The sequence below is a fragment of the Streptomyces sp. NPDC047971 genome, from assembly GCF_040653355.1.
In the GTDB taxonomy this organism is placed as follows: Bacteria; Actinomycetota; Actinomycetes; order Streptomycetales; family Streptomycetaceae; genus Streptomyces.
In genome coordinates this window covers 418,525-442,057 of sequence record NZ_JBEZNW010000001.1, presented here as the reverse complement: position 1 = coordinate 442,057, position 23,533 = coordinate 418,525, and the positions used below count along the sequence as shown (strand labels likewise).

Below are 23,533 nucleotides of genomic sequence, written 5' to 3'. Positions count from 1 at the left end.
CCGGCCCTCAGCGCTCCCGTCGCAGCACATCCACCTGCGAGAGGCCCCGATGACGGTGGTGGGCCGCGGCCGTCGTCGCCAGGGCCGGACGGCCGAGCTCCCGGTAGGCGACGGCCAGGAGCTCGTGCGCGTACTCCTCGCGGTCGGGTTCGCCGTACGAGGCCCAGTGCAGATCCCGTCCGAGGACAAGGGCCTCCGCTGGATCACCGGCGGCCGCCCGCCGCAGCGCCTCGTCGCGGGCGGCGCGGAGCGCCCCCGCGTCCTGGAACAGCTCCTCCATGAAGGTGCCGAAGCGGTACTCGTCGGCCCCGATGTGCGGTGGACGTCCGAGCGCGGTCGCCCCGGACACCAGCGCTCCGGCCTCGTCCAGGGTGGTGACCCGGTCGGGATCGACGGGCAGCCGACGGGAGTCGTACGCCTCGGAGTACGCGAGGCCCGTCTCGGTGCGTTCCCCGGTCTCGAAGCCCGTCAGGGCCGTCCGCAGCCGCCCGAGGTCGGCGAGTCGCTCGCCCACGTCCTCGCCGTCGGCGGCGTGGTCCGCCAGGTCCCGCCGCGCCCGCTCGATCCGTGCCCGCACCGCCTCCAGCGGGGTCCCGTGGCGCCGCGTGATGCCGTCGCCGTCGTTGGTCCAGTACGAGGCGACCGCGTCGCACGTGCGCCCGTCGTCGGACCAGAGCCCGTAGTGGAGCCCGTCCGAACCGCCGTGCAGGAACGTGAGGAACTCCGGAGGGTCGCGGTAGTACCGGCCGTGCACCCGGATGTCGAGACCCTCGCGGGGGAGCGCCGACGGATCGGCGAACAGGTCCAGGACGCCGTACGGCGCGAGCTCCACGTCTCGCAGCGCCCGCTCCTCGGCGGGCCCGAGGACGGCCAGGAAGTCGAGGAACCGGAAGAAGGAATCCGGCAGTTCGAGCCCCCACTCCGCGGCGATCCGCCCCGCCACGGACTCCCGTACCGCCGGATCGCCGTACCGCTCCGACTCGGACACGCTGTGCTCCCACCCTCCGGCCGCCTGTTCGTGCCGAGCCTACCGACGGGTGCGGGCGCGCCCCGCCCCGCCCCGGGAGGCGGGAGCGGGGCGCGCCGCCGAGCTCAGTGCTCGTCGTGCTCGTGGATCGTGTTCGTCTCCGCGATCTTCTTCCACGACTTCGGCTGCGCGGGCTTCACCGGCTTCACCACCGCGGGACCGGCGGCGGCCGACCGCGCCGTGACCCCGACGCCGGCCCCGGCCGCCGTCGGCGCGGCCGGCTTCACCGGCTGGTACAGCCAGGTGTCGAAGAGCGAGGCCAGCGGCTTGCCCGAGATCCGCTCGGCGTACGCCACGAAGTCCCCGACCCTGGCGTTGCCGTACGCGAACTCCGTCGGCCAGCCCTTGAGAACGGCGAAGAAGTCCTCGTCGCCGATCTCGTTGCGGAGCGCCTGGAGGGCCAGCGCGCCCCGGTCGTACACGGCGATGTGGAACTGGTTGTCCGGGCCCGGGTCGCCCGGCTTCACCGTCCAGAACGGGTCCTCGGCCGCGCGGGTCGCGTAGACATAGTCCGCCAGCTCCTGGGCCGTGCCCTCGCCCTCCTTCTCCGACCAGAGCCACTGGCTGTAGCGGGCGAAGCCCTCGTTGACCCAGATGTCCTTCCACCCGTCGACGGAGACGCTGTCGCCGTACCACTGGTGCGCCAGCTCGTGGACGACCACCGACACGTTCGCCCCGTTCGCGAACTGCCGGGGGCTGTAGAACGGCCGGGTCTGCGTCTCCAGGGCGTAGCCGCTGGTCACGTTGGGGACGTAGCCCCCGAGCGCGTTGAAGGGGTACGGCCCGAAGACCCCCTCCAGCCACTCCGCGACCTCGGCCGTCCGCTCGATCGAGGCCCGGGCCGCGCCCGCGTTGTCGCCGAGGTCCCTGCTGTACGCGTTGAGGACCGGAAGCCCCGCGGCGGTCTTGTCGGTGGTGATGTCGAACCTGCCCACCGCGAGCGTGGCCAGATAGGTCGCCTGCGGCTTGTTGGAGCGCCAGTTGTAGCGGGTCCAGCCCAGCCGGGAGGACTGCGACTGGAGCACGCCGTTGCTGATCGCCTGCGTGCCGTCCGGCACGGCGACGGAGACGTCGAACGTGGCCTTGTCCAGGGGGTGGTCGTTGGACGGGAACCACCACGCGGCCGAGTCCGGCTCCTGGGCCGCGACACCGCCGTCGGGGGTGCGGTGCCAGGCGGTCCAGCCGCCGATCTTCACCTCCGAGGGCTTGCCCGCGTAGCGCACGACGATCGAGACCGCCCTGTTCTTCTCCAGCGGGGTCGCCGGGGTGATCTCCAGCTCCTGCTCCCCGGTGGCGGCGAACGTCGCCTTCCTGCCGTTCACCCGCACCTCGCCGACCTTCAGTCCGAGGTCGAGGTTGAAGCGGGAGAGGTTCTGCTTCGTGGTGGCGAGGATCGTCGCCGTGCCCTCCAGGAGGTCGGTGGCCGGCTGGTACGTCAGCCGCAGGTCGTAGTGGGAGACGTCGTAACCGCCGTTGCCACTGGCCGGGTAGTAGGGATCGCCGATGCCCGATGCGCCCGGAACGTAGTCGGCGGCCGATGCCGGGATCGCCAGCAGGAGAGAGGCCGCGAGCGCGCTCGGAACGACAAGTCTGCGGTGCACGAGAGCTCCAAGTCTGTAAGAAGCACGAATGGTCTTCGGTCCTTATCGACACTATTCAGGGCCACGACGCCCCGTCATGTCCATGGCCCCACGCGCCACACGATCGCCATTCGGCCGAAACGAACGCTCCGGCCCCGGGCGGCGTGTTCCCGCTCACGACTGCACTCTTTTGCTCGGGAGTTGACCGGGGTACGTTCCGCCCCATGCCGATACCTGTGCGGAGAACCCGCAGAGCCCGTCTGTCGTGCAGAACCCTGGTGGCGGCCGCCTCGGCCGCCCTGATGGCCGCGCTGGTGTCCCCGACCGGGGCTCAGGCGCAGGCCCCCGTAAGGGAGTCGAAGCCCGTCCACTCGTACGCCGACGCGATCCGGGAGTCCGTCTGGGTGGACACCGGACTCGACGGGGACGGCGACGGCCGCACCGACCGGGTCGCGGCGGACATCATCCGGCCCCGTGAGCCCGCCGCGGCCGGCCGGAAGATCCCGGTCATCATGGACGCCAGCCCGTACTACTCCTGCTGCGGACGCGGCAACGAGGGCCAGAAGAAGACGTACGACGCGGCAGGGAACCCCGTCCAGTTCCCGCTCTTCTACGACAACTACTTCGTCCCCCGCGGGTACGCCTTCGTCGCCGTCGATCTCGCCGGCACCAACCGCTCCGACGGCTGCGACGACGTCGGCGGCCGCTCCGACGTCCAGTCCGCCAAGGCGGTCGTCGACTGGCTGAACGGCCGGGCCCGCGGATACACCACCCGTACCGGCCCCGACCGCGCCCGGGCCACGACCTGGTCCACCGGCAAGGTCGGCATGATCGGCAAGAGCTGGGACGGAACCATCGCCAACGGCGTCGCCGCGACGGGCGTCGAGGGCCTGGAGACCATCGTGCCGATCGGCGCGATCTCCTCCTGGTACGACTACTTCCACTCCCAGGGCGCCCCGCTCTACAACGCCAACCCGAGCTGGCTCTCGGAGTACGTCAACAGTCCCGAAGCGAACGCGCGTTGTGGCGCGGTGCAGGAGCGCATCACCGCCGCCACGCCGTACAGCGGCGACTGGACCCCGGCCTGGAGCGAGCGCGACCACGTTCCGGACGCCCGGAAGGTGAGGGCCAGCGTCTTCGTCGTGCACGGGCAGCAGGACCTCAACGTCCGCGCCAACCACTTCGGCCAGTGGTGGGACGCCCTCGCCGCCCGTGGTGTCGAGCGCAAGATCTGGCTCTCCCAGACCGGTCACGTCGACCCCTTCGACTTCCGGCGCGCGGACTGGGTCCGCACCCTGCACCGCTGGTTCGACCACTACCTCCTCGGTCACGACAACGGCATCGACCGGGAGCCCATGGCCGACGTCGAACGTGCCCCGGACCGCTGGACCACCGACCGGGTCTGGCCGCCGCGCGCCACCGGGCCCACCACGCTGCGCCCCGGCACGGGCACCGCGCCCGGTGTCGGGACCCTCGGCCGTACCGCCGCGGCACCCGGCGCCACGGAGACCTTCACCGACGACCCGGCCCTGGGCGAGACGGACTGGGCCGCGCGGATCGACGAGCCGACCGCCGCCAAGGCCGGCTTCGTCACCCGGCCGCTCGGACGCGACCTGCGGCTCTCGGGCCCCTCCACGGTCACCGTCACCGCCACCCCGTCGACCCCGACCGCCCATCTGACGGCCGTTCTCGTCGACATCGGCCCCGACACCATCCGGGACTACGCGGCGCCGGGTGAGGGCATCACCACGCTCACCCAGCGGTCCTGCTGGGGCGCGAGCACGAGCGGCGACAGCGCCTGCTTCAAGGACACCGAGGCCCGCACGGCCGACGTGGACTTCACGGTCGTCAGCCGAGGCTGGGCTGACCTGGGCACCTGGGCCAACCCCGGCAGGGGCCGGCCGCTGACCCCGGGCACGGCGTACACGATGACCCTGAAGCTGGCGGCCACCGACCACGTCGTCCCGGCCGGGCACCGGCTCGCCCTGATCATCGGCGGCACCGACAAGGACCTCCTCGATCCGCCGTCCACCACGCCGACGATCACCCTCGATCTGGCCCGCACCTCTGCCAAACTGCCCCTGGTCGGCGGCCCGGACGCCTTCACCCGGGCGACGGCCGGCACGGACGGCGCCCGCCTCGCACCCGGCGGACGCGTGCTGGACGGCGTCGGACACCCGCGCTCGAACCACCCGCTTCCCGGAGAGGCCCGATGACGCACACCCCGCACCGCCGCTCCCGGCGGACGCTCGCCCTCGTGGCGGGCGTCGCCGCCCTCGGTCTCCCGCTCGTCGCGGTCCCCGCGGAGGCCGCGGGCACCGCGGCCGCCACCCCGCCCCCGAGAACGGGCTTCGAGGGGAGCGGGGGCGCCCGGTGGACCGGCGAGCAGGAGGAGACGGCGTTCCTCGCCGCCGTCGACCGGGGCAGCGACCGCGTGTCGGTGCGCACCCTCGGCACGACGCAGCAGGGCCGCCCGATCCGGCTCGCCACCGTCGGCTCGCCCCATGCCGGCACCACCGTGCTGCTGGTCTGCAGCCAGCACGGTGACGAGCCGTCGGGCCGGGAGGCATGTCTCACCACCGTGCGGGACCTGGCGTACGCGCGGGACCCGGAGACCCGCCGCTTCCTCGCGCGCACCACCGTTCTCGTCGTGCCCTCCGCCAACCCGGACGGGCGCGAGGCCGACACCCGGGGCAACGCCGACGGCGTCGACGTCAACCGCGACCACATCGCCCTGAAGACCGCCGAGGGCCGGGCGATGGCCGCGCTCATCAGGGACCGGCGCCCGGAGGTGATCTACGACCTCCACGAGTACGGCGGGACCTCGCCCTACTACGACAAGGACCTGCTGGCGCTCTGGCCGCGCAACCCGAACGCCGCCGCGCACGTGCACGACGAGTCCCACACCCTCTCGGAGTCCTACGTCCGGCCGGCGGCCGGTGCCGCCGGCTTCGGCAGCGGCATCTACGGGATCTGGACCGACCCCCTGACCGGAAAGCCCGTCAAGCAGGTCGCGGGCGACGGCCAGGAGCGGATCCTGCGCAACACGGCCGGGGTCAAGCACTCCGTCGGGCTGCTCGTGGAGACTCGGGTCGAGGCCCTGACCGAGGCCGAGAAGGACGACACGGCGCGCAATCAGCTGCGCCGGGTGCGCACGCAACTCGCCGCTCTGAAGGGTGCCTTCAGCTATGTCGACGAGCGGCGCGGGCGGCTCGGCGCGGCCACGGCGGCGGCCCGGGTGGCCGGGTTCGCCGACCGGGGGCCGGTGATGCTCGGGGGTGCGGACAACGACCCGCCCGAGCCCGCCGAGACGATCCAGGACCCGCCCTGCGGCTATCGGCTGGACCGCGCGCAGTACGCCGAGTTCGGCGACGAACTCGCCCTGCACGGGATCACCGTCCGGCGGGACGGCGACGGCGTCCTCGTCCCCCTGCGGCAGTCGCAGCGCGCGCTCGTCCCGCTGCTGCTCGACGGCCGGGCGGCGTACCGGCTCACCACCGGACAGCCGGTGGAGGTCTGTTGATGGGCTGAGTTGGTCCCGGATGTAGCGCGTCACGTGTGGTACTGCCTTACGGAGCGAGTTCAGTCTGTCCCGTAATGCCGTGAAAGGTGCCACCTTGTCGCAGGAAGAACAGAGAGCGGGCGAGCCCGGGGGCGGCGGAGGGCGAGGAGGAGGCCGGGAAGGGCTGCCGGTGACGGTGGCCCTCCCGCGTGGCCCCGGCCACCAGTCCAAGGCCCGGACCGACTGGATCGTGTTCGGCGTCACCGCCGTTCTCACCGTCGCGTTCGTGGTCTGGGGCGCCACGGCCACGGGCAGCCTGGAGAGCGTCTCCAGCGACCTCCTCGACGGCCTGATCCGCAACGGGGGCTGGGCGTTCATGCTCGCCGCCTCCGGCTTCGTCGTCTTCGCGCTGTGGCTCGCCATCAGCCGGTACGGGCGGATCACCCTCGGCCACGAGACCGAGGGCCCCGAGTTCCGGACCGTGTCGTGGATCGCGATGATGTTCAGCGCCGGCATGGGCATCGGCCTGATGTTCTACGGAGTGAGCGAACCGCTCGCCCACTACGGCACCCCGCCGCCCGGCACCAGCCCGGCCGACTCGGCCGAGCGGATGCAGGTCTCGATGGCCACGACCCTCTTCCACTGGACGCTGCACCCGTGGGCGATCTACGCCGTGGTGGGGCTCGCGATCGCGTACTCCACCTTCCGGCGCCGCCGGCGGCAGACCATCAGCGCCGTCTTCGTCCCGCTGATCGGCAAGAAGGCGGCCAACGGCGGCCCGGGCCGGGTCATCGACATCCTGGCCATCTTCGCCACCCTCTTCGGGTCGGCCGCCTCGCTGGGGCTCGGCGCGCTCCAGATCGGCAGCGGGATCGAGGAGCTGGGATGGCTGAGGACGACCGGGACCGCGCTGCTCGTCGGCATCATCGCCGTCCTGACCGTGGCGTTCGTGCTGTCCGCGATCTCGGGCGTCGAGAAGGGCATCCAGTGGCTGTCCAACATCAACATGGTGCTCGCCGTGGTGCTCGCCCTGTTCGTCTTCGTGGCCGGCCCCACCATCGTCGTCCTGGATCTGCTGCCCACCTCGATCGCCGCCTACATCGGTGACCTGCCGCAGCTGATCGGACGCACCGAGGTGACCGCGGGAGAGAACGTCCATGACTGGCTGGGGAGCTGGACGGTCTTCTACTGGGCCTGGTGGATCTCCTGGACGCCCTTCGTCGGCATGTTCATCGCCCGCATCAGCAGGGGCCGGACGATCCGTCAGTTCGTCGGCGGGGTCATCCTCGTGCCGAGCACCGTGAGCCTCGTCTGGTTCGCCGTCTTCGGCGGCACGGCGATGAAGCTCAGCGAACGCGGCGAGCTCTCCGAGGAGACGACCCCGGAGGGGCAACTCTTCGGTCTGCTCCAGGAGTTCCCGATCACCGGCGTCATGAGCCTGCTGGTGATGATCCTCGTGGGCATCTTCTTCGTCTCGGGCGCGGACGCCGCCTCGATCGTCATGGGGACGCTCTCGCAGCGCGGCTCCTTCGAACCGACCCGTCCCGTGGTCGTGTTCTGGGGTGTGGTGACCGGCGCCGTCGCCGCCATCATGCTCCTCATCGGGGACGGCCAGGGTGACGCGCTCGCCGGCCTGCAGAACCTCACGATCCTGGTGGCCGCGCCGTTCGTCCTCGTGATGATCGGCATGTGTGTGGCGCTCATGCGGGACCTGCGCCACGACCCGCTCATCGTCCGGGGCGAGGTGGGCGAGGAGGTGATCGAACTGGCCGTGATCGCGGGTCACGAGAAGTACGACGGCGACTTCGAACTGCGCATCGGACCGGGTACGGGGGCACCGGGTGACGGGAGTTGATCGGGCGTCAGCTATTGTTACCGGCCGGTATCGACCGTACCTGGTGGGGGCCTCTCCGGCCGACGGCCGCAGCGGGGTCCCCACGGCCCGAAAGGTGAACCACATGAACCACGCGACGCCGCTGCGCCGCACCCTGACCGCCCTGACCGCGACGACGCTGCTGGCCGGGGGCCTGCTGCTCGGTCAGACGGTGACCGCCGAGCCCGCGCACGCGGCCGGCAAGAAGATCGTCTGCGACGTCCCCAAGCTGCGGCAGCAGGCGGCCGAACTCCGTTCCAAGGCCGCCAAGCTCCAGCGCCTCGGATCCACGGCGGAGGCCCGCAAGGTCCGCGCCTATGCCGACGCCCTGGAGCGCCAGGCCCAGGCGTGTGTCGACGCGGACAACAACGCCGGCAAGCCCTGGCAGTAACCCTCCGCGGGCCCGACCCCGGCCCGGTCTCGCGACCGGGCCGGGGTCGCGCCTTCCCCGGTCGTTCAGCCGGTCGCCAGATCGGCAGCGCTGCGGGCGCAGCCCCAGGCGACCGTCACCCCCGCTCCTCCGTGCCCGTAGTTGTGGACCAGCCGTCCGCCGCCCGGCAGCCGCTCCGCCTCGATCCGCACCCCACCCGACCGGGCCGGCCGCAGCCCCACCCGGTGCCCCAGCACCCGGGCGCCCGCGATCTCGGGCCGCACGCGCGCGCACCGCGCCACGATCGCCGCCGCCGTCGCCGGATCCGCCCCGAGCCGCTCGTCACCCTCCTGTGCCGTCCCGCCCAGGATCAGCCGCCCGGGCTGCGGGAAGAAGTACGTCGTGTCACTCGACGCCGCGTCGGCGGCCGTGAACCACTCCTCGATCCCCGGATTCTCCACCAGCACCAACTGCCCCCGCACCGGACGCAGCCCAGCGTCCGGCACGAGCTCCCGGGCACCGAGTCCCGCGCAGTCGACCACCACCCGCGCCCGTTCGGCCGCCTCCCCGAAGCCGGTCACCGCCCGCCGCTCCACCACCCCGCCCGCCGCCTCGAACCGGGCCCGCAGCCACTCCAGATGGACCGGCATGTCGATCAGCGGCAGCCGGGCCGCCAGCCCCACCCGGTACGGACCCGGCACCTCCCCGGCCGCCAACTGCCGCAGGCCGGAGACCTCCCGCGCCCAGTCCCCGAGATTCCCGAGGACCGTGTCCGCGTGGACACCCGGCACCATCCGGACCCCCGTGCCCAGGGGATCGTCCGCCAGCCTCTCGTACACCCGCAGCGATGCCAGCGCCCAGGCGCCGGCCTCCGCCTCCGGCTCGATCCGATACGGCCACCACAGCGCCCCCGCCACCGCGGAGGTCGTCTCCGTCACCGCCTCCCGCGACCACACCCGCACCCGCAGCCCGCGCTCCGCCAGGGTCAGGGCCGTCGTCAGACCGATGACGCCGCCGCCGACCACGATCACCTGTTCGCTCATGAGCGGAACGTACCCGGACCACGCCCGGCCGGACCACGTCGCGACCGGTCATGCCCGCACGGACCATGCACGGATCGCCCGCCGCCGGGGAATACTTCCGAACATGTCTGCCGAGTACGCGTCCTTCGCCCTCGCCCCCGCGATACGCACCGGCGCCGTCTCCCCGGGCGGCAGCCGTCGCATGCACCGGGACTTCCTCGACTTCGTCGTCGACGGCCGGCCACTCCTCTTCCGCCTCGCCGACCTCGACGCCGTCTCGCCCCTCGCCTCCGACATCCCGCCCGCGATCCTCACCGACAGCGTGCGCGGGCTCCTGCTGGAGGCCGAGGCGCCACTGGCGGGCGGCCGCCATGTGATCTACGGCTGTCCCGAGTGCGACGACCTCGGCTGCGGGGCGGTCACCGCCGTCATCGAGCGCGACGGCGACGACATCGTCTGGCGCGACTTCGCCTGGCAGACCGACGACAGCGCCGACCTCGACTTCAACGGCTACCGGGGGATCGGCCCGTACCGCTTCCGCGGCGACCGGTACCGCGCCGAGCTGGAGCGGCTCCTCCCGGACGGAGAGGACGGGACGGCCACGCCCTCCCACCGCCGTGTCCTGCTCATCGGAGCCCGCGCGGCCGTCCTCGGCAAGCTCGCCGCGGCCCTGCGCACCATCGGCATCGGCGCCGACATCGTCCAGGACACCGACGGGGTCACCGACGACGAGCTGCGCGGCTACGGCGCCGTCGCCTTCGGCCGGGCCGTCGGCGACGAGGTGCGGGCCGGGGTCCGCGACTCCTTCGCGCGCGCCGGCGCCGACATCGCGTACGTCGACGGGCTGGCCCCGGTCATCCCCGTGCTCGTCGCCCAGATCGTCACCGCCCTCGACCCGACCCCGCCGGAGCGGCGCCGCGTCACCGCGCTGGCCGCCACGGCGGCCGAGGCCACCATCCAGGTCAGCTCCGCGGTCGGCGTCCAGCTCGTCGCCTACCGACTCGACCGGCTCTACCGCACCCACGAGAAGCTGCTCCTCGACGACGTGCTGGAGCCCGGCGTCCACCGGATCCCGCTGGACGCCAAGGCGGTCAAGGGACAGTCCTTCGTCGTGGCCCGCACCACCGGCAGCGAGCTGGTGGTCCCGGTCGTCCGCTGACGGCGGGAGCACCGGCCGCATACGGGTCCACCCGCGGGCCTGACCTAGGATTCATCTCCTGATGACTGCAACCCTCGTCGCCAAGGACCTCGCCGCCGGCCACGGCGAACGCTCCCTCTTCGCCGGCCTCGACCTCGTCGTCGCCCCGGGCGACGTCATCGGCCTCGTCGGCGTCAACGGCGCCGGCAAGTCGACCCTGCTGCGGCTGCTCGCCGGGCTCGACACCCCCGAGGACGGCGAGCTGAGGCTCTCCCCGCCCACCGCCACCGTCGGCCACCTGCCCCAGGAGCCGGAGCGGCGCGAGGGCGAGACTGTACGGGAGTTCCTGGCCCGCCGCACGGGCGTGGCCGCGGCGCAGGCCGCCATGGACGAGGCCACCCAGGGCCTGGTCGACGGGACGCCCGGCGCCGACGACGCGTACGCCCTGAGCCTGGAACGCTGGCTCGACCTCGGCGGCGCCGACCTGGACGAGCGCGCCGGGGAGGTCACCGACTCCCTCGGCCTGACCGTCGGCCTCGACCAGCCGATGACCTCCCTCTCCGGCGGCCAGGCCGCCCGCGCGGGCCTCGCCTCCCTGCTCCTCTCCCGCTACGACGTCTTCCTCCTCGACGAGCCCACCAACGACCTCGACCTCGACGGCCTGGAGCGGCTCGAAGCCTTCGTACGGGGGCTGCGCGCCGGCACGGTCGTCATCAGCCACGACCGCGAGTTCCTCACCCGCACGGTGACCAAGGTCCTCGAACTCGACCTCGCCCAGCAGCAGATCACCCTCTACGGCGGCGGCTACGAGGCGTACCTGGAGGAGCGGGACACCGCCCGGAGGCACGCCCGCGAGGACTACGAGGAGTACGCGGGCAGGAAGGCGGCCCTCGAAGCGCGCGGCCACATGCAGCGGTCCTGGATGGACAAGGGCGTCAAGAACGCCCGCCGCAAGGCCACCGACGGCGACAAGCTCGGCCGCAACGCCCGCAGCGAGGCCAGCGAGAAGCAGGCCGCCAAGGCCCGGCAGACGCAGCGGATGATCGAACGGCTCGACGTCGTCGAGGAGCCCCGCAAGGAGTGGGAGCTGCGGATGGAGATCGCCGCCGCCCCGCGCTCGGGCTCGGTCGTGGCCACCCTGCGCGAGGCGGAGGTCCGGCGCGGCGACTTCCGCTTCGGGCCCGCCACGCTCCAGATCGACTGGGCCGATCGCGTCGCCATCACCGGCGCGAACGGCGCCGGCAAGTCGACCCTGCTCGCCGCGCTCCTCGGCCGGCTCCCGCTCGACGCGGGCGACGCGGTGCTCGGCTCGGGGGTCGTCGTCGGCGAGGTCGACCAGGCGCGGAAGCTCTTCCACGGCTCCGAGTCGCTGCTCGACGCCTTCTGCGCGGCGGTGCCGGAGACCGAGCCGGCCGACGTGCGGACGCTGCTCGCGAAGTTCGGACTCAAGGCCGACCACGTCCTGCGCCCGGCCACCACGCTCTCCCCGGGCGAGCGCACCCGCGCCGCGCTGGCCCTGCTCCAGGGGCGCGGGGTGAACCTGCTGGTGCTCGACGAGCCGACCAACCACCTGGACCTGGCGGCCATCGAACAGCTGGAGTCCGCCCTCGACTCCTACACCGGCACGCTGCTCCTGGTCACCCACGACCGGCGGATGCTCGACGCGGTGCGCACCACCCGTCGCGTCGAGGTCGCGGCCGGCAAGGTGACCGAACTCTGATGGGTGCCGTCTTCGGCTGGGGCCCGACGGAGGCGGCCCTGCTGGCCGGGGACGCCGCATGCCTGGTCGTCGTCGACGTCCTCTCCTTCACCACGTCGGTGGGCGTGGCGGTCGAGGCCGGGACCTCCGTCATCCCGTACCGCTGGAGGGACGGGACGGCGGCGGCGTACGCGGCGGATCGGGACGCGGTCCTCGCCGTCGGCCGGAGCGAGGCGTCGCCCGAGACCCCGTGGACCCTCTCCCCGGCCGCGCTGCGGGCAGCCCCGCCCGTCCCGCGGCTGGTCCTGCCGTCCCCGAACGGCTCCACGATCGCGGCGGGGGCGGGCCGGGCGACCGTGGTCGCCGCCTCGCTCCGCAACCGCACGGCGGTCGCCCACTGGCTGGCCCGGCACGGCTACGGCTCCGACGCCCGCCCGCTCGCCGTCGTCGCCGCGGGCGAACGGTGGCCGGACGGCTCCCTGCGCCCCGCCCTGGAGGACCTGCTGGGCGCGGGCGCCGTGCTGGCTGCTCTGCGTGCCCTGGTCGCCTGCGACCTGACGCCCGAGGCGCGGGCGGCGGCCACGCTGTGGGAGGCGACGGAGGACCCCGCGGCGGAGCTGCGCCGCTGCGATTCGGGGCGTGAACTGTACGAGTACGGCTATCCGCAGGACGTGGCGGTGGCCGCCGAGGTCGACACCTCGGAGACCGTCCCCGTCCTGACGGACGGCGCATTCCTGGAGGCACCATGACCGACCTGCTGACCCGGCTCACCGAGATGCTGGACGACCTCGACGCCGACGTCGACGAGACCATCGACCTCGCGGACGAGATCGCCGCCTCGGGCGACGCCGCGCTCCTGCCGCGTCTCCAGTCCGAATTGGACCGCGCCCTCGTCGAGCGCAACGCCTACGCCCGCGAGCTGCTCGGCGGCGTCCTCGCCGCGATCGGCGGACCGGACGCCCTGCCCGCCCTGCTGCGGGCCTCTTCCGTCGACCTCGGCGACGACCAGGACGCCCTGGCGACCGAGATCGTCGAACTGGTCCAGGCCGACCCCACCCGCTCCCGGGCCCTGCTCCTGCCCTTGACGGAGGACGACGACCTCACCGTGGCCAACCGCGCCGAATGGGCCCTCCGCTTCCTCCCGAACGCGTAGGGGGTTCCCGCTCGGGCCGACGCCGGGGCTGCGATGCTGCCCGCATGACCGACATCGACGAGTCGACGAGCCCGGCCCGCTCCCCGAAGATCATCCGCCTCGACTGGGGCCTGATGGAAGCCGAAGGCATCGCCCCGGGCAAGGACTTCGTCCTGTACCCGGGCGGCGGCCACGCGTGGGACTGGGCCGAGCACGGCACCCGGCACAGCCCCGGGATACAACCGGGGGACGTACGCGTGCTCCTCGACAGGGGCGCCGAGGTCGTCGTCCTCGGCCTCGGCATGCACGGGCGGCTGGGGGTCGCCCCGCCGACCCTGGAGCTGCTGCGAGAGGCCGGAGTGGACGTCCATGTGGACGAGACCCCCGCAGCCGTCGAGCGCTACAACGCGCTGATCGCCGGCTCCCGGCCCGTGGGCGGGCTCTTCCACTCGACCTGCTGAGCGACCGCCCGCGCCGAAGGGCGGCGGGAGACCCCGGCACGGTGCCCCCGGTGGGACACGAGGGGCCCGGCTTCCGGCCGGGCCCCTCGTCGGTGTCAGCGGCCGCGCCGCTTCCCGCCGCCGTCCTCGTTCAGCAGGCCCGCCTTGCGGAGCGCGTCCGCCATCGCGCTGTTCGCCGGAGCGGCCGGGGCCGCGCCCTGGGACTGGCCCCGGCGCTGCTGCGGCGGGCGGCCACCGCGCTCACCACGGCCCTCGCGCTCACCACGGCCGCCACGCTCACCGCGCCCGCCACGGTCGCCGCGCTCGCGACGCTCCCGCTGCCCGGACCCCGCCTCCGCCGTCGCCTCGTCGTCGAGGCGCAGCGTCAGCGAGATCCGCTTGCGCGGGATGTCGACGTCCAGGACCTTCACCCGGACCACGTCGCCCGGCTTCACCACGTCGCGCGGGTCCTTGACGAAGGTCTTGGACATCGCGGACACGTGCACCAGGCCGTCCTGGTGCACACCGATGTCCACGAACGCCCCGAACGCCGCCACGTTCGTGACCACGCCCTCCAGGACCATGCCCGAGGCCAGGTCGCCGATCTTCTCGACGCCCTCCTTGAAGGTCGCCGTCCTGAACGCCGGCCGCGGGTCCCGCCCCGGCTTCTCCAGCTCGCGCAGGATGTCCGTGACCGTCGGCAGACCGAAGGTCTCGTCGACGAACTCGTCCGCCCGCAGCGACCGCAGCACACCCGTGTTGCCGATCAGCGACGCGACCTCGCCGCCCGTCGTCTTCACCATCCGCCGCACCACCGGGTACGCCTCCGGGTGCACCGACGACCCGTCCAGCGGGTCGTCGCCGCCCCGGATCCGCAGGAAGCCCGCGCACTGCTCGTACGCCTTCGGCCCGAGCCGCGCCACGTCCTTCAGCGCCTTGCGCGACCGGAAGGGACCGTTGGCGTCACGGTGCGCCACGATGTTCTCGGCCAGACCGGCGCCGATCCCCGACACCCGCGAAAGCAGCGGCGCGGACGCGGTGTTGACGTCGACGCCGACGCCGTTCACGCAGTCCTCCACCACGGCGTCCAGCGAACGCGAGAGCTTCACCTCGGACAGGTCGTGCTGGTACTGCCCGACCCCGATCGACTTGGGGTCGATCTTCACCAGCTCGGCCAGCGGGTCCTGCAGCCGCCGCGCGATCGAGACGGCGCCGCGCAACGACACGTCCAGTCCCGGCAGTTCCTGCGAGGCGAACGCGGACGCGGAGTACACCGAGGCGCCGGCCTCGGAGACCATCACCTTGGTGAGCTGCAACTCCGGGTGCCTGGCGATGAGTTCGGCCGCGAGCTTGTCCGTCTCGCGGGAGGCCGTGCCGTTGCCGATGGCGACCAGCTCGACCGCGTGCTCCTTCGCGAGCCGCGCCAGCTTCGCCAGCGACTCGTCCCACTTGTTCGCCGGCACGTGCGGGTAGATCGTGTCGGTGGCCACGACCTTGCCCGTCGCGTCGACCACGGCGACCTTCACGCCCGTACGGAAACCGGGGTCCAGGCCCAGGGTGGCCCGCGTGCCGGCCGGCGCCGCGAGCAGCAGGTCCCGCAGGTTCGCCGCGAAGACCCGTACCGCCTCGTCCTCCGCCGCCGTCCGCAGCCGCAGTCGCAGATCGATCCCGAGATGGACCAGGATCCGGGTCCGCCAGGCCCAACGGACCGTGTCCAGCAGCCACTTGTCGCCCGGACGTCCTCGCTCGGCGACGCCGAAGCGATGGGCGACCATGCCCTCGTACGCGGACGGGCCGGGCGCCTCGGACGGCTCCTCCGGCTCCAGCTCCAGCGCGAGGACGTCCTCCTTCTCGCCGCGCAGCATCGCGAGGACCCGGTGCGAGGGGAGCGCCGTGAAGGGCTCGGCGAAGTCGAAGTAGTCGGCGAACTTCGCGCCCGCCTCCTCCTTGCCCTCGCGGACCTTGGCGGCCAGCCGTCCCCGGCCCCACATGCGCTCGCGCAGCTCGCCGATGAGGTCGGCGTCCTCGGAGAACCTCTCGGTGAGGATCGCGCGGGCGCCCTCCAGCGCCGCGGCCGGGTCGGCGACGCCCTTGTCGGCGTCGACGAAGGCCGCCGCGGCGGCCGCGGGCTCCACCGACGGGTCGGCGAGCAGCCCCTCCGCCAGCGGCTCCAGGCCGGCCTCGCGGGCGATCTGCGCCTTCGTGCGCCGCTTGGGCTTGAAGGGCAGGTAGATGTCCTCGAGGCGGGCCTTGGTGTCGGCGGCCCGGATCTGCGCCTCCACCTCGGCCGTCAGCTTGCCCTGCTCCCGTACGGAATCGAGGATGGCGGTCCGCCGGTCCTCCAGCTCCCGCAGATAGCGCAGCCGCTCCTCGAGCGTGCGCAGCTGCGCGTCGTCGAGCATCTCGGTCGCTTCCTTGCGGTAGCGCGCGATGAACGGCACGGTCGATCCGCCGTCGAGCAGCTCGACGGCCGCCCTCACCTGTCGCTCGCGTACGCCGAGTTCCTCGGCGATCCTGCCTTCGATGGACGTCGTCACGGTGTCCGACTCGCCTTCTCGTGCCTCAAGCTTGCGACAGCATTCTGCCGGGTCGCCGACTGTATCGCCGCACCCGCCCCGCCCGCGCGGCGGCCGACGTCAGCCCTTGTCGCCGAGGTCCGCGGGGAAGGCCCCCGCCAGGAAGGCCGCGTTGCGGAAGCCCTTGCCCAGCTCCGTCAGGCGCTCCACGCCCGCCGCGCCCAGGTGCTCGTACGGCGCGGAGTCCATGCGGTCGGTGTGCTCCTCCACCGCGTCACGCAGGGCGACCCCCTCGACGGTGAGCTCGCCGTCCGCGTCCAGCAGCCCGCGCTCGCGCAGCCGTGAGGCGGCGGCGTCCCAGTCGGCGCGGCGCCAGCCGCGGGCACCCAGCGCCCAGCGCGGGTTCATGCCGGTGCCGGTGGCGGTGTGGCTGACCATCGCCTCCAGCGGGTCGAGGCCCGCGCTCAGGAGGGCCGCCAGGTGGCCGTCGCCCCGGTGCTCGCGGAGCAGCGTCGCGGCATGCCAGTAGCGCAGGTGCGCCTCCTCGGGGACCGGCAGGTCGGCGTGGGCCGAGTAGAGCGGCCGGGCGTGCCGGGTGCAGCCCTCGGTGGCGCGCAGGGCGAGCTCGGCGGCCTCCGCCATCTCGGCCGAGGCGATCGCCTCCTCGCCGAGGAGACGGCGCATCGTGGCGTCCACGGCCCGCAGCCGCGCGGCCAGCACGTCGCCCGGCGAGGCGATGTCCCAGACGGCCGGCAGGTGCCGGGCCAGCAGCTCGACGTTGTAGTTGGAGAAGGCCGCGGCGACGGTGCCGGCGCCCACGGCGCCCATCGCGGCGCTCCGCGAGGCGAGCCGCATGGCCGAGGTGTCATCGAATCCGAGGGCCCGGAACTCGGTGTCCAGGTCCGGTGAGAAGTACACCGTGGAGTGCATCGGGTTGAGCATGTGGTGGCAGCGGCGGCCCGCGCGGGGCGGCAGAGAGGTCATGGACGGCACGTTACCGACTGGTCGGTACGACCGGAAGCCCGGGGCGGCCCCGGCCGCGGCCGCCGCCGGCCGATGGCAGGAAAGGTGGGGCCTTCGTCATTGCGGACATCCCGGACCACGCCAAGGATGGAACACATGACGAAGCGACCCGTGCTCGTCGTCCTCTTCGACGACGTGCAGAGCCTGGATGTCACCGGACCGGTGGAGGTGTTCGCCGGGGCCGGCCGCGCCTCCGGCGGCGACGCCGCCTACCCGATCCTGACCGCCTCGCTCGACGGGGGGCCGGTCCGCACCCAGAGCGGCCTGCGGATCCTCCCGGACACGACGCTCGCCGACGCGGAGCGCCCGCACACCCTCCTCGTCCCCGGCGGCGAGGGCACCCGCCACCCCGACCCCCGGCTGGTCGACTGGCTGCGCGAGAACGCCCCGCAGGCCGAGCGTCTGGTCTCCGTCTGCACCGGTGCGCTGCTGCTCGCCGAGGCCGGGCTCCTCGACGGTCACCGGGCCACCACCCACTGGGTCGCCTGCGACCATCTCGCCCGCTGCTACCCCGAGGTCGAGGTGGAGCCTGAGCCGATCTTCGTCCGCGACGGAAGGATCTCCACCTCGGCCGGCGTGACCGCGGGCATCGACCTCGCCCTCGCGCTGGTCGAGGAGGACCTGGGCCGCGACACCGCGCTGACCGTCGCCCGTCATCTGGTCGTCTTCCTCCGCCGCCCGGGCAACCAGGCGCAGTTCAGCGCCCAGCTGGCCGCGCAGACCGCCCGGCGGGCACCCCTGCGCGACCTCCAGCAGTGGATCACCGAGCACCCCGAGGGGGACCTCTCCGTCGAGGCGCTGGCGGCCCGTGCCCGGCTGTCGCCCCGCCACTTCGCCCGCGCGTTCCAGGCGGAGACCGGCACGACTCCGGGCCGGTACGTGGACCGGGTCCGGCTGGAGCACGCGCGCAGGCTCCTGGAGGAGACGGCCGTGGGGGTCCAGGAGGTCGCCCGGGCGGCCGGCTACGGCACCCCCGAGGCCATGCGCCGGGCCTTCGTCAAGGCGCTCGACACGGCCCCGGCCGAGTACCGACGCCGCTTCCACGCACCCGTGTCGCCGACCCGCTGACCGATGCCACCGATCCGACCACCGCACGGGCACGCCCGCCGACCACCCGTCACGGGCTCGCCGACACCGATCACCATCACCGACCACCGAGGGGAACACCATGCAGATCGCCGTCCTGCTCTACGACCGCTTCACCACGCTCGACGCCGTCGGCCCGTACGAGCTCCTGTCCCGGCTCCCCGGGGCCGAGACCGTCTTCGTCGCCAAGGAGGCGGGCCAGGTCCGGGGCGACCAGGGGAGTCTCGCCCTGGTCGCCGACAAGTCCCTCGCCGACGTCCCGGCCCCGGACATCCTCCTGATCCCCGGCGGGCCGGGCTCGCGCGAGGCGATGCTCGACCCCGAGATCCTCGCCTGGGTCCGTACGGCCGACGCCACCAGCACCTGGACCACGTCCGTGTGCACCGGCTCGCTGATCCTCGCCGGCGCCGGCCTGCTCGCGGGCCGCCGTGCCACGGCCCACTGGCTCGCGCTCGACGAGCTGAAGCCCTTCGGCGCCGAACCCACGGGCGAGCGGGTCGTCTTCGACGGCAAATACGTCACCGCCGCCGGAGTGTCCTCGGGCATCGACATGGCGCTCCACCTGCTCGGACGGATCGCCGGCGACGAGGTCGCGCAGACCGTCCAGCTCCTGACGGAGTACGACCCGCAGCCTCCTTACGAGGCGGGGTCGCCGGAGAAGGCGCCGGCCGCGATCGTCGCACGCTGGCGGGGGCAGGCGGAGACGGTCCTCGCCCAGGAGGACTGACGGCGGCCGGAACGGATCAGATCCCGTAGCCGAAGCGGGGCGCGCGGCGCTCCAGGAAGGCGGCGACCCCCTCCGCGGTGTCGCCGCTGCCGCGCGCCTCCTCCGCCCAGTACGCGTCACGGTCGACCCGGCCGTCGGCGAACTCCTTCGCCGCCGCCTGCGTCAGCAGCGACCGGGACGTCAGGACGCGGGTGAACTCGCCCACCCGCTTGTCCAGTTCGCCCGACGGCAGCACCTCGTCCACGAGGCCGGTGCGCAGCGCCCGCGCCGAGTCGATCAACTCGCCGGAGAAGAGCAGGTACTTGGCGGCCGAGGGCCCCACGAGCGAGGACAGCCGCCGGGTGGAGGACGACGGATAGACGATGCCGAGCTTCGAGGGGGTGACTCCGAAACGCGCGCCCTCCTCGGCGAACCGCAGGTCGCATGCGGCGGCGAGCTGGCTGCCGCCGCCCACGCAGTAGCCGCGGACGGCGGCGAGCGTCGGCTTCGGGAAGGCGGCGAGCGCCTCCTCGGCCCGAACCGCGAGCGCCTGCTGTTCGTCGCCCGGTTCCCGCAGCGTGGAGATGTCCGCGCCGGCGCAGAAGGTCTCGCCCTGACCGGTGAGGACCAGGACGCGGACCTCGGCGTCGGTCGCGAGCGGGGCGAGCAGCCCCGGCAGGGACCGCCACATCGCGGCCGTCATCGCGTTGCGCTTCGCGGGGTTCGAGATGACGACGGTGGCGATCCCGTCGACGACGCTGACACTCAGCTGCGGCTCCATGCGCCGGATGCTATCCGGGCACCCCGACCGTACGATCAGGAAGGGGGTCGTGCCAGGAGGAGGCGCCCCATGGCCCAGGGTTCCCACGACGCCGTACGCGAGGGCAGGAAGCTGCGCCGCAGTTTCGGCTGGCTCACCTTCCTCGGTGTCCTGCTCGTGATCGCCGGGATCATCGGGCTCTTCTACACCGGCCTCGCCACCCTCACCTCGATGCTCCTCTTCGGCTGGCTCCTGCTCATCGGGGGCCTCGTGGGTCTGCTGCACGCCATCGAGTCCCGCGGCACCAGCTACTTCTGGCTCGCCGTGGTGGTCGCGGCCCTGAACATCGCGGCCGGTGTCGTCGTGATCCGTCACCCCGAGGGGTCGGCCGAGGCGCTGACCATGTTCGCGGCGCTGCTCTTCCTGACCGGCGGGGTGTTCCGGTTGGTGGGGAGCGTGGTGGTGCGCGGGCCGCAGATGGGCTGGACGCTGCTCCAGGGGGCCTTCGGGCTCCTGCTCGGGCTGCTGGTGCTCTTCGACTGGCCCGACAGCAGCCGCTACGTCCTCGGGGTCTTCTTCTCGCTCGCCCTGCTCTTCGACGGTCTCGGACTGATCGCCATCGGTGTCGGAGGCCGACGGATCGTCGGTATGGTCACCCCTGAGGCGGCCTCCGCGCGGGCCCCGTCGGACGTCGCTCCGCGGACGCCTCCGCCGGGTACGGAGCAGACGCCTCCGAAGCCGTCAGAAGAAGATCAGGAACGGTCGAACAACTGACCTTGGCATACTCACCCGATCAGAAGTCGGTCGATAAGTGTCGACTTCTGGTCAGTAGGCCGGTCCGGACCTACGGATTACCAAGACTCGATCCCGTGGCGACAATCGAGCACGAGGGTGGGAGCCGGACTATGGAGAGCCGGGGGAGCGTCCCCGCACGGCCACCGTCCTACGAAGGGGTCTGGCGCTTCACCGCTCCCGCGGTCGACGTCTCCGTTCCGCAGGCCCGGCATGCCGTTCGGGACCTGCTGATCCGTCAAGGGGTGCCGGTCCACGACGACACGGTCCAGGGCCTGCTCCTGATCGTCTCGGAGCTGGTCACCAACGCCGTCAAGCATGCGGCGCTGCTGTCCCCCGAGGTGGCGGTGGAGGTGGCGATCGGCGCGGAGTGGATCAGGGTGTCCGTCGAGGACAACCATCCGTACCGCCCCAAGGCGCTGGAGGCGGACTACGGGCAGACGGGCGGCCGCGGGCTGCTCCTGGTGCGGGAGATCGCGCTGGAGTCCGGCGGGGCATGCGACGTGGAGCACACCGCGAGCGGCGGCAAGATCATCTGGGCCGCCCTGCCCCTCGCACCGCAGGCACCGGGGCCCGCGGCGGCGCCGGGGATCGGGTCCCGGGCACCCGCGACGGCGCCCGGCACCCCGCTCCTGCCCGGGATCACCAGCCCCCGGACGGACCCGTCAGCTCCCTGACGGCCGGACGCGCCGCGTCCAGGACGGTCATGAACCAGGCGGAGAACGGCGCGGCCGCATGCCGCTCGGTGAGCTCCTCCGCCGTCACGAAGGCGGTCTCCTCGACCTCCTCCGGGTCCGGGCGCAGATCGGCCTGCACCATGCCGACGAAGAGGTGGTTGTACTCCTGCTCCACCAGGCCCGACGCGGGATCCGGGTGGTTGTAGCGGACGGTGCCGGCCTCGGCGAGCAGCGAGGGCGAGATTCCCAGCTCCTCGTAGGTGCGCCGGGCGGCCGCCGCGAACGGCGCCTCGCCCGGGTACGGGTGGCCGCAGCAGGTGTTCGACCAGACACCGGGGGAGTGGTACTTGCCCAGCGCCCGGCGCTGGAGCAGCAGGCGGCCGGACTCGTCGAACAGGAAGACGGAGAAGGCGCGGTGCAGCTGCCCCGGCGCCTGGTGTGCCGCGAGCTTCTCGGCCGTACCGATGGTGGTGCCGTCCTCGTCGACCAGCTCCAGCATGATCGACGCCGGGGCCGCGCCCGAAGAGACGCCGTTCGGCGAGCTGTGTGCCGCAGTGGCTGATGTGGTCGGCATACCCATCCTTCGCTTCGATCCTCGGCCCGTTGGGGCCCCCTCAGTCTGCCGCACAAAAGCGGCTTGTCCGTACTTCGGAGGCCGGACATGGCCCGCTCCCACCGCACCGGAGTACACCTCGTGCGGCGGGAGCGGGCGACACGTCAGACGCCGAAGGCCGTCGGATAATGGATCATGCCCGGGGTGACCTGGGCGGAACCGTCGAGAACCAGCGCCATCATCGCCTCGTCCGGAACCTCGAAACCTGGCTTGATCCCGTATTCAGACGCCCGTGCGAAGCCGAATCGTGGGTAGTACTCGGGGTGGCCGAGCACCAGCACCAGCCGCTCCCCGCGCAGCCGCGCCGCGTCGAGCACGGCCCGGACCACGGCCTCGCCGGCACCCTGCCGCTGGTACGCCGGATCGACGGCGACCGGGGCGAGGGCCGCCGCCGGGGCGCCGTCGACGTGGCAGCGGGTGAGCAGCGCGTACGCCGCCACCGTGCCGTCCGGCGCCTCGGCGACGTACGAGAGACCGGGCAGCCAGGCGCCGGGGTCCTCCCGCAGGGCGTCGACCAGCGCGGCCTCGTCCTCGGTGGCGAAGGCGCTCGCGTTGATCCGCCGTACGCGCGGAACGTCCGCGGCCGTCTCCTCCCGCGTACGCCATCGGGGGTCCGAGGGCCGCAGGACGTAGCCGGTGTAGCCGTACTCGCCGCCGTGGTCACGGCGCATCGCGAGCTCCGCGCGCGTCGCGGCGAGGGCCCCGGCCATGCCGGGAGCCGTCGGATCGGCGGCGTCGGCCCGCGCCGAGAGCGGGCCGTAGTACTCGTCCCAGTCGCTCTCGGGCTGGGGGACGACACCGAGGACGTGATAGCCGGCGTCGGTCGCCGCCGCCGTGTTCGCGGCGGTGGTACGGAGCGGGTAGTGAAGGTCCCAGAAGGCGCGGGCCTCCCGGCTCGGCGCCTCCACCGTCCACTCGCACTCGGTCAGGACGAGGGCCCCGCCCGGCGCGAGGAGGCGGCGCCACTCGCGCAGCGCGGTGTCGAAGCCGATGGCGTAGGCCGAGCTCTCGGCCCAGACGAGATCGAAGGATCCGTCGGGGAACGGGAGTGCGCCCATGTCGGCGGCGAGCGTACGGACGGAATCGCCGAGCCCGCGGGCCTCGGCGGCCTGACGCAGCTCGTCGAGGAAGGGCTCGTGCAGGTCCACGGCCGTCACCTCGGCGCCGGCCTCGGCGGCCAGGAGCAGGGCGGAGCGGCCGGGGCCGCAACCGAGATCGAGCACGCGGGGCCGCTCGGGAAGCGGACCGGCACTCCCGTCACGCCCCTCGGGGGCGCAGGGGGTCAGCGCGAGCAGGCGACGGGTGGTGGAGTCGGAGCCGGGGCCCTGCCGCGGAAGGCCGTGGTGCAGGGCGAAGAAGGCGGTACGCAGATCGTTGTCGGACAACGTGGGAAACCCTTGTGTGAGAGGGTCCCGGCCGACGACGTGACGAACCGGTTCGCAGGAACCGGGAGATCAGGTCAGCCGGAGACCCGGAAGCTGAGGTCGGACCGGGCGCTGCCGCACTGGGCAGCCTTCATCGCGACGGTCATCAACCTCAGCTCCTCTCCACGCATGTCTGTCGATCAACGGTAGCAG

21 protein-coding genes are annotated in these 23,533 nt (G+C 73.0%); 13 read left to right on the top strand and 8 right to left on the bottom strand.

Annotation, left to right across the window (positions count from 1 at the left end; translation table 11 throughout):
- Nucleotides 1-7 precede the first annotated feature (7 nt).
- Together AB0D99_RS01905 and AB0D99_RS01900 are read right to left on the bottom strand one after the other, a co-directional pair.
- A complete protein-coding gene (locus AB0D99_RS01905) occupies nt 8-988 on the bottom strand; it encodes an ADP-ribosylation family protein (protein WP_362355748.1) in 981 nt (326 codons plus the stop codon).
- A 104-nt stretch (nt 989-1,092) separates the two neighbouring features.
- A complete protein-coding gene (locus AB0D99_RS01900; protein ID WP_362355746.1) occupies nt 1,093-2,628 on the bottom strand; it encodes a M1 family metallopeptidase in 1,536 nt (511 codons plus the stop codon).
- Between the two features lie 203 nt (nt 2,629-2,831).
- On the opposite strand from AB0D99_RS01900, the gene AB0D99_RS01895 reads away from it, so the two are divergent.
- The 4 genes from AB0D99_RS01895 (at nt 2,832) to AB0D99_RS01880 (ending at nt 8,373) form a co-directional block, all read left to right on the top strand.
- Nucleotides 2,832-4,823 (top strand): Xaa-Pro dipeptidyl-peptidase, encoded by a 1,992-nt coding sequence (locus tag AB0D99_RS01895; protein ID WP_362355744.1) that lies wholly within the window; start codon nt 2,832-2,834, stop codon nt 4,821-4,823.
- A complete protein-coding gene (locus tag AB0D99_RS01890) occupies nt 4,820-6,130 on the top strand; it encodes a M14 family zinc carboxypeptidase (RefSeq protein ID WP_362355742.1) in 1,311 nt (436 codons plus the stop codon). Before AB0D99_RS01895 ends, AB0D99_RS01890 begins: the two co-directional genes overlap by 4 nt.
- A gap of 163 nt (nt 6,131-6,293) precedes the next feature.
- The gene (locus AB0D99_RS01885; RefSeq protein WP_362356043.1) at nt 6,294-7,964 is read left to right on the top strand and encodes a BCCT family transporter; all 1,671 of its coding nucleotides are present in this window, start codon (nt 6,294-6,296) and stop codon (nt 7,962-7,964) included.
- A gap of 103 nt (nt 7,965-8,067) precedes the next feature.
- Entirely contained in the window at nt 8,068-8,373 is a 306-nt protein-coding gene (locus tag AB0D99_RS01880) for a hypothetical protein (protein WP_362355740.1), read from the top strand.
- Between the two features lie 65 nt (nt 8,374-8,438).
- Here AB0D99_RS01880 and AB0D99_RS01875 read toward each other — a convergent pair whose 3' ends face one another.
- Entirely contained in the window at nt 8,439-9,395 is a 957-nt protein-coding gene (locus AB0D99_RS01875; protein WP_362355738.1) for an FAD-dependent oxidoreductase, read from the bottom strand.
- A 103-nt stretch (nt 9,396-9,498) separates the two neighbouring features.
- Here AB0D99_RS01875 and AB0D99_RS01870 point away from each other — a divergent pair, with 103 nt between their 5' ends.
- The 5 genes from AB0D99_RS01870 to AB0D99_RS01850 all read left to right on the top strand — a co-directional run bounded on the left by AB0D99_RS01870 (nt 9,499) and on the right by AB0D99_RS01850 (nt 13,804).
- Entirely contained in the window at nt 9,499-10,533 is a 1,035-nt protein-coding gene (locus AB0D99_RS01870; protein WP_362355736.1) for an oxidoreductase, read from the top strand.
- 61 nt (nt 10,534-10,594) lie between these two features.
- Nucleotides 10,595-12,232, top strand: a complete 1,638-nt coding sequence (locus tag AB0D99_RS01865; RefSeq protein WP_362355734.1) for an ABC-F family ATP-binding cassette domain-containing protein — start codon at nt 10,595-10,597, stop codon at nt 12,230-12,232.
- The gene (locus AB0D99_RS01860; RefSeq protein ID WP_362355732.1) at nt 12,232-12,960 is read left to right on the top strand and encodes a 2-phosphosulfolactate phosphatase; all 729 of its coding nucleotides are present in this window, start codon (nt 12,232-12,234) and stop codon (nt 12,958-12,960) included. The genes AB0D99_RS01865 and AB0D99_RS01860 overlap by 1 nt, the downstream gene beginning before the upstream one ends.
- On the top strand, nt 12,957-13,364 hold the full coding sequence (locus tag AB0D99_RS01855; RefSeq protein ID WP_362355730.1) for a hypothetical protein: 408 nt from the start codon (nt 12,957-12,959) through the stop codon (nt 13,362-13,364). The genes AB0D99_RS01860 and AB0D99_RS01855 overlap by 4 nt, the downstream gene beginning before the upstream one ends.
- 44 nt (nt 13,365-13,408) lie before the next feature.
- The gene (locus AB0D99_RS01850) at nt 13,409-13,804 is read left to right on the top strand and encodes an Mth938-like domain-containing protein (protein WP_362355728.1); all 396 of its coding nucleotides are present in this window, start codon (nt 13,409-13,411) and stop codon (nt 13,802-13,804) included.
- Nucleotides 13,805-13,899: 95 nt separating this feature from the next.
- On the opposite strand, the gene AB0D99_RS01845 is transcribed toward AB0D99_RS01850, so the two are convergent.
- Both AB0D99_RS01845 and AB0D99_RS01840 read right to left on the bottom strand, forming a co-directional pair.
- Entirely contained in the window at nt 13,900-16,320 is a 2,421-nt protein-coding gene (locus AB0D99_RS01845) for a Tex family protein (protein ID WP_362355726.1), read from the bottom strand.
- 99 nt (nt 16,321-16,419) lie between these two features.
- Nucleotides 16,420-17,283 carry a hypothetical protein gene (locus AB0D99_RS01840; protein WP_362355724.1) on the bottom strand — a complete coding sequence of 288 codons (864 nt, stop codon included), beginning with the start codon at nt 17,281-17,283 and terminating at the stop codon, nt 16,420-16,422.
- Nucleotides 17,284-17,418: 135 nt separating this feature from the next.
- Here AB0D99_RS01840 and AB0D99_RS01835 point away from each other — a divergent pair, with 135 nt between their 5' ends.
- Both AB0D99_RS01835 and AB0D99_RS01830 read left to right on the top strand, forming a co-directional pair.
- A complete protein-coding gene (locus AB0D99_RS01835; protein WP_362355722.1) occupies nt 17,419-18,390 on the top strand; it encodes a GlxA family transcriptional regulator in 972 nt (323 codons plus the stop codon).
- A gap of 100 nt (nt 18,391-18,490) precedes the next feature.
- Complete coding sequence (locus AB0D99_RS01830; protein ID WP_362355720.1) at nt 18,491-19,135, top strand: DJ-1/PfpI family protein; 645 nt, start codon at nt 18,491-18,493, stop codon at nt 19,133-19,135.
- Between the two features lie 16 nt (nt 19,136-19,151).
- Here AB0D99_RS01830 and AB0D99_RS01825 read toward each other — a convergent pair whose 3' ends face one another.
- Nucleotides 19,152-19,895, bottom strand: coding sequence for an enoyl-CoA hydratase/isomerase family protein (locus tag AB0D99_RS01825; RefSeq protein ID WP_362355718.1), 744 nt, complete (start codon nt 19,893-19,895; stop codon nt 19,152-19,154).
- A 69-nt stretch (nt 19,896-19,964) separates the two neighbouring features.
- Here AB0D99_RS01825 and AB0D99_RS01820 point away from each other — a divergent pair, with 69 nt between their 5' ends.
- Nucleotides 19,965-20,648, top strand: coding sequence for a DUF308 domain-containing protein (locus AB0D99_RS01820; RefSeq protein WP_362355716.1), 684 nt, complete (start codon nt 19,965-19,967; stop codon nt 20,646-20,648).
- A 131-nt stretch (nt 20,649-20,779) separates the two neighbouring features.
- Nucleotides 20,780-21,343: an ATP-binding protein gene (locus tag AB0D99_RS01815; protein ID WP_362356041.1), complete on the top strand. Its 564-nt coding sequence runs from the start codon at nt 20,780-20,782 to the stop codon at nt 21,341-21,343.
- Here the strand turns inward: AB0D99_RS01815 and idi are convergent.
- Complete coding sequence (gene idi, locus AB0D99_RS01810) at nt 21,309-21,917, bottom strand: isopentenyl-diphosphate Delta-isomerase (protein WP_362355714.1); 609 nt, start codon at nt 21,915-21,917, stop codon at nt 21,309-21,311. The two genes, AB0D99_RS01815 and idi, sit on opposite strands and share 35 nt — an antisense overlap.
- 143 nt (nt 21,918-22,060) lie before the next feature.
- Complete coding sequence (locus tag AB0D99_RS01805; protein ID WP_362355712.1) at nt 22,061-23,341, bottom strand: bifunctional class I SAM-dependent methyltransferase/N-acetyltransferase; 1,281 nt, start codon at nt 23,339-23,341, stop codon at nt 22,061-22,063.
- Between the last annotated feature and the right edge of the window lie 192 nt (nt 23,342-23,533).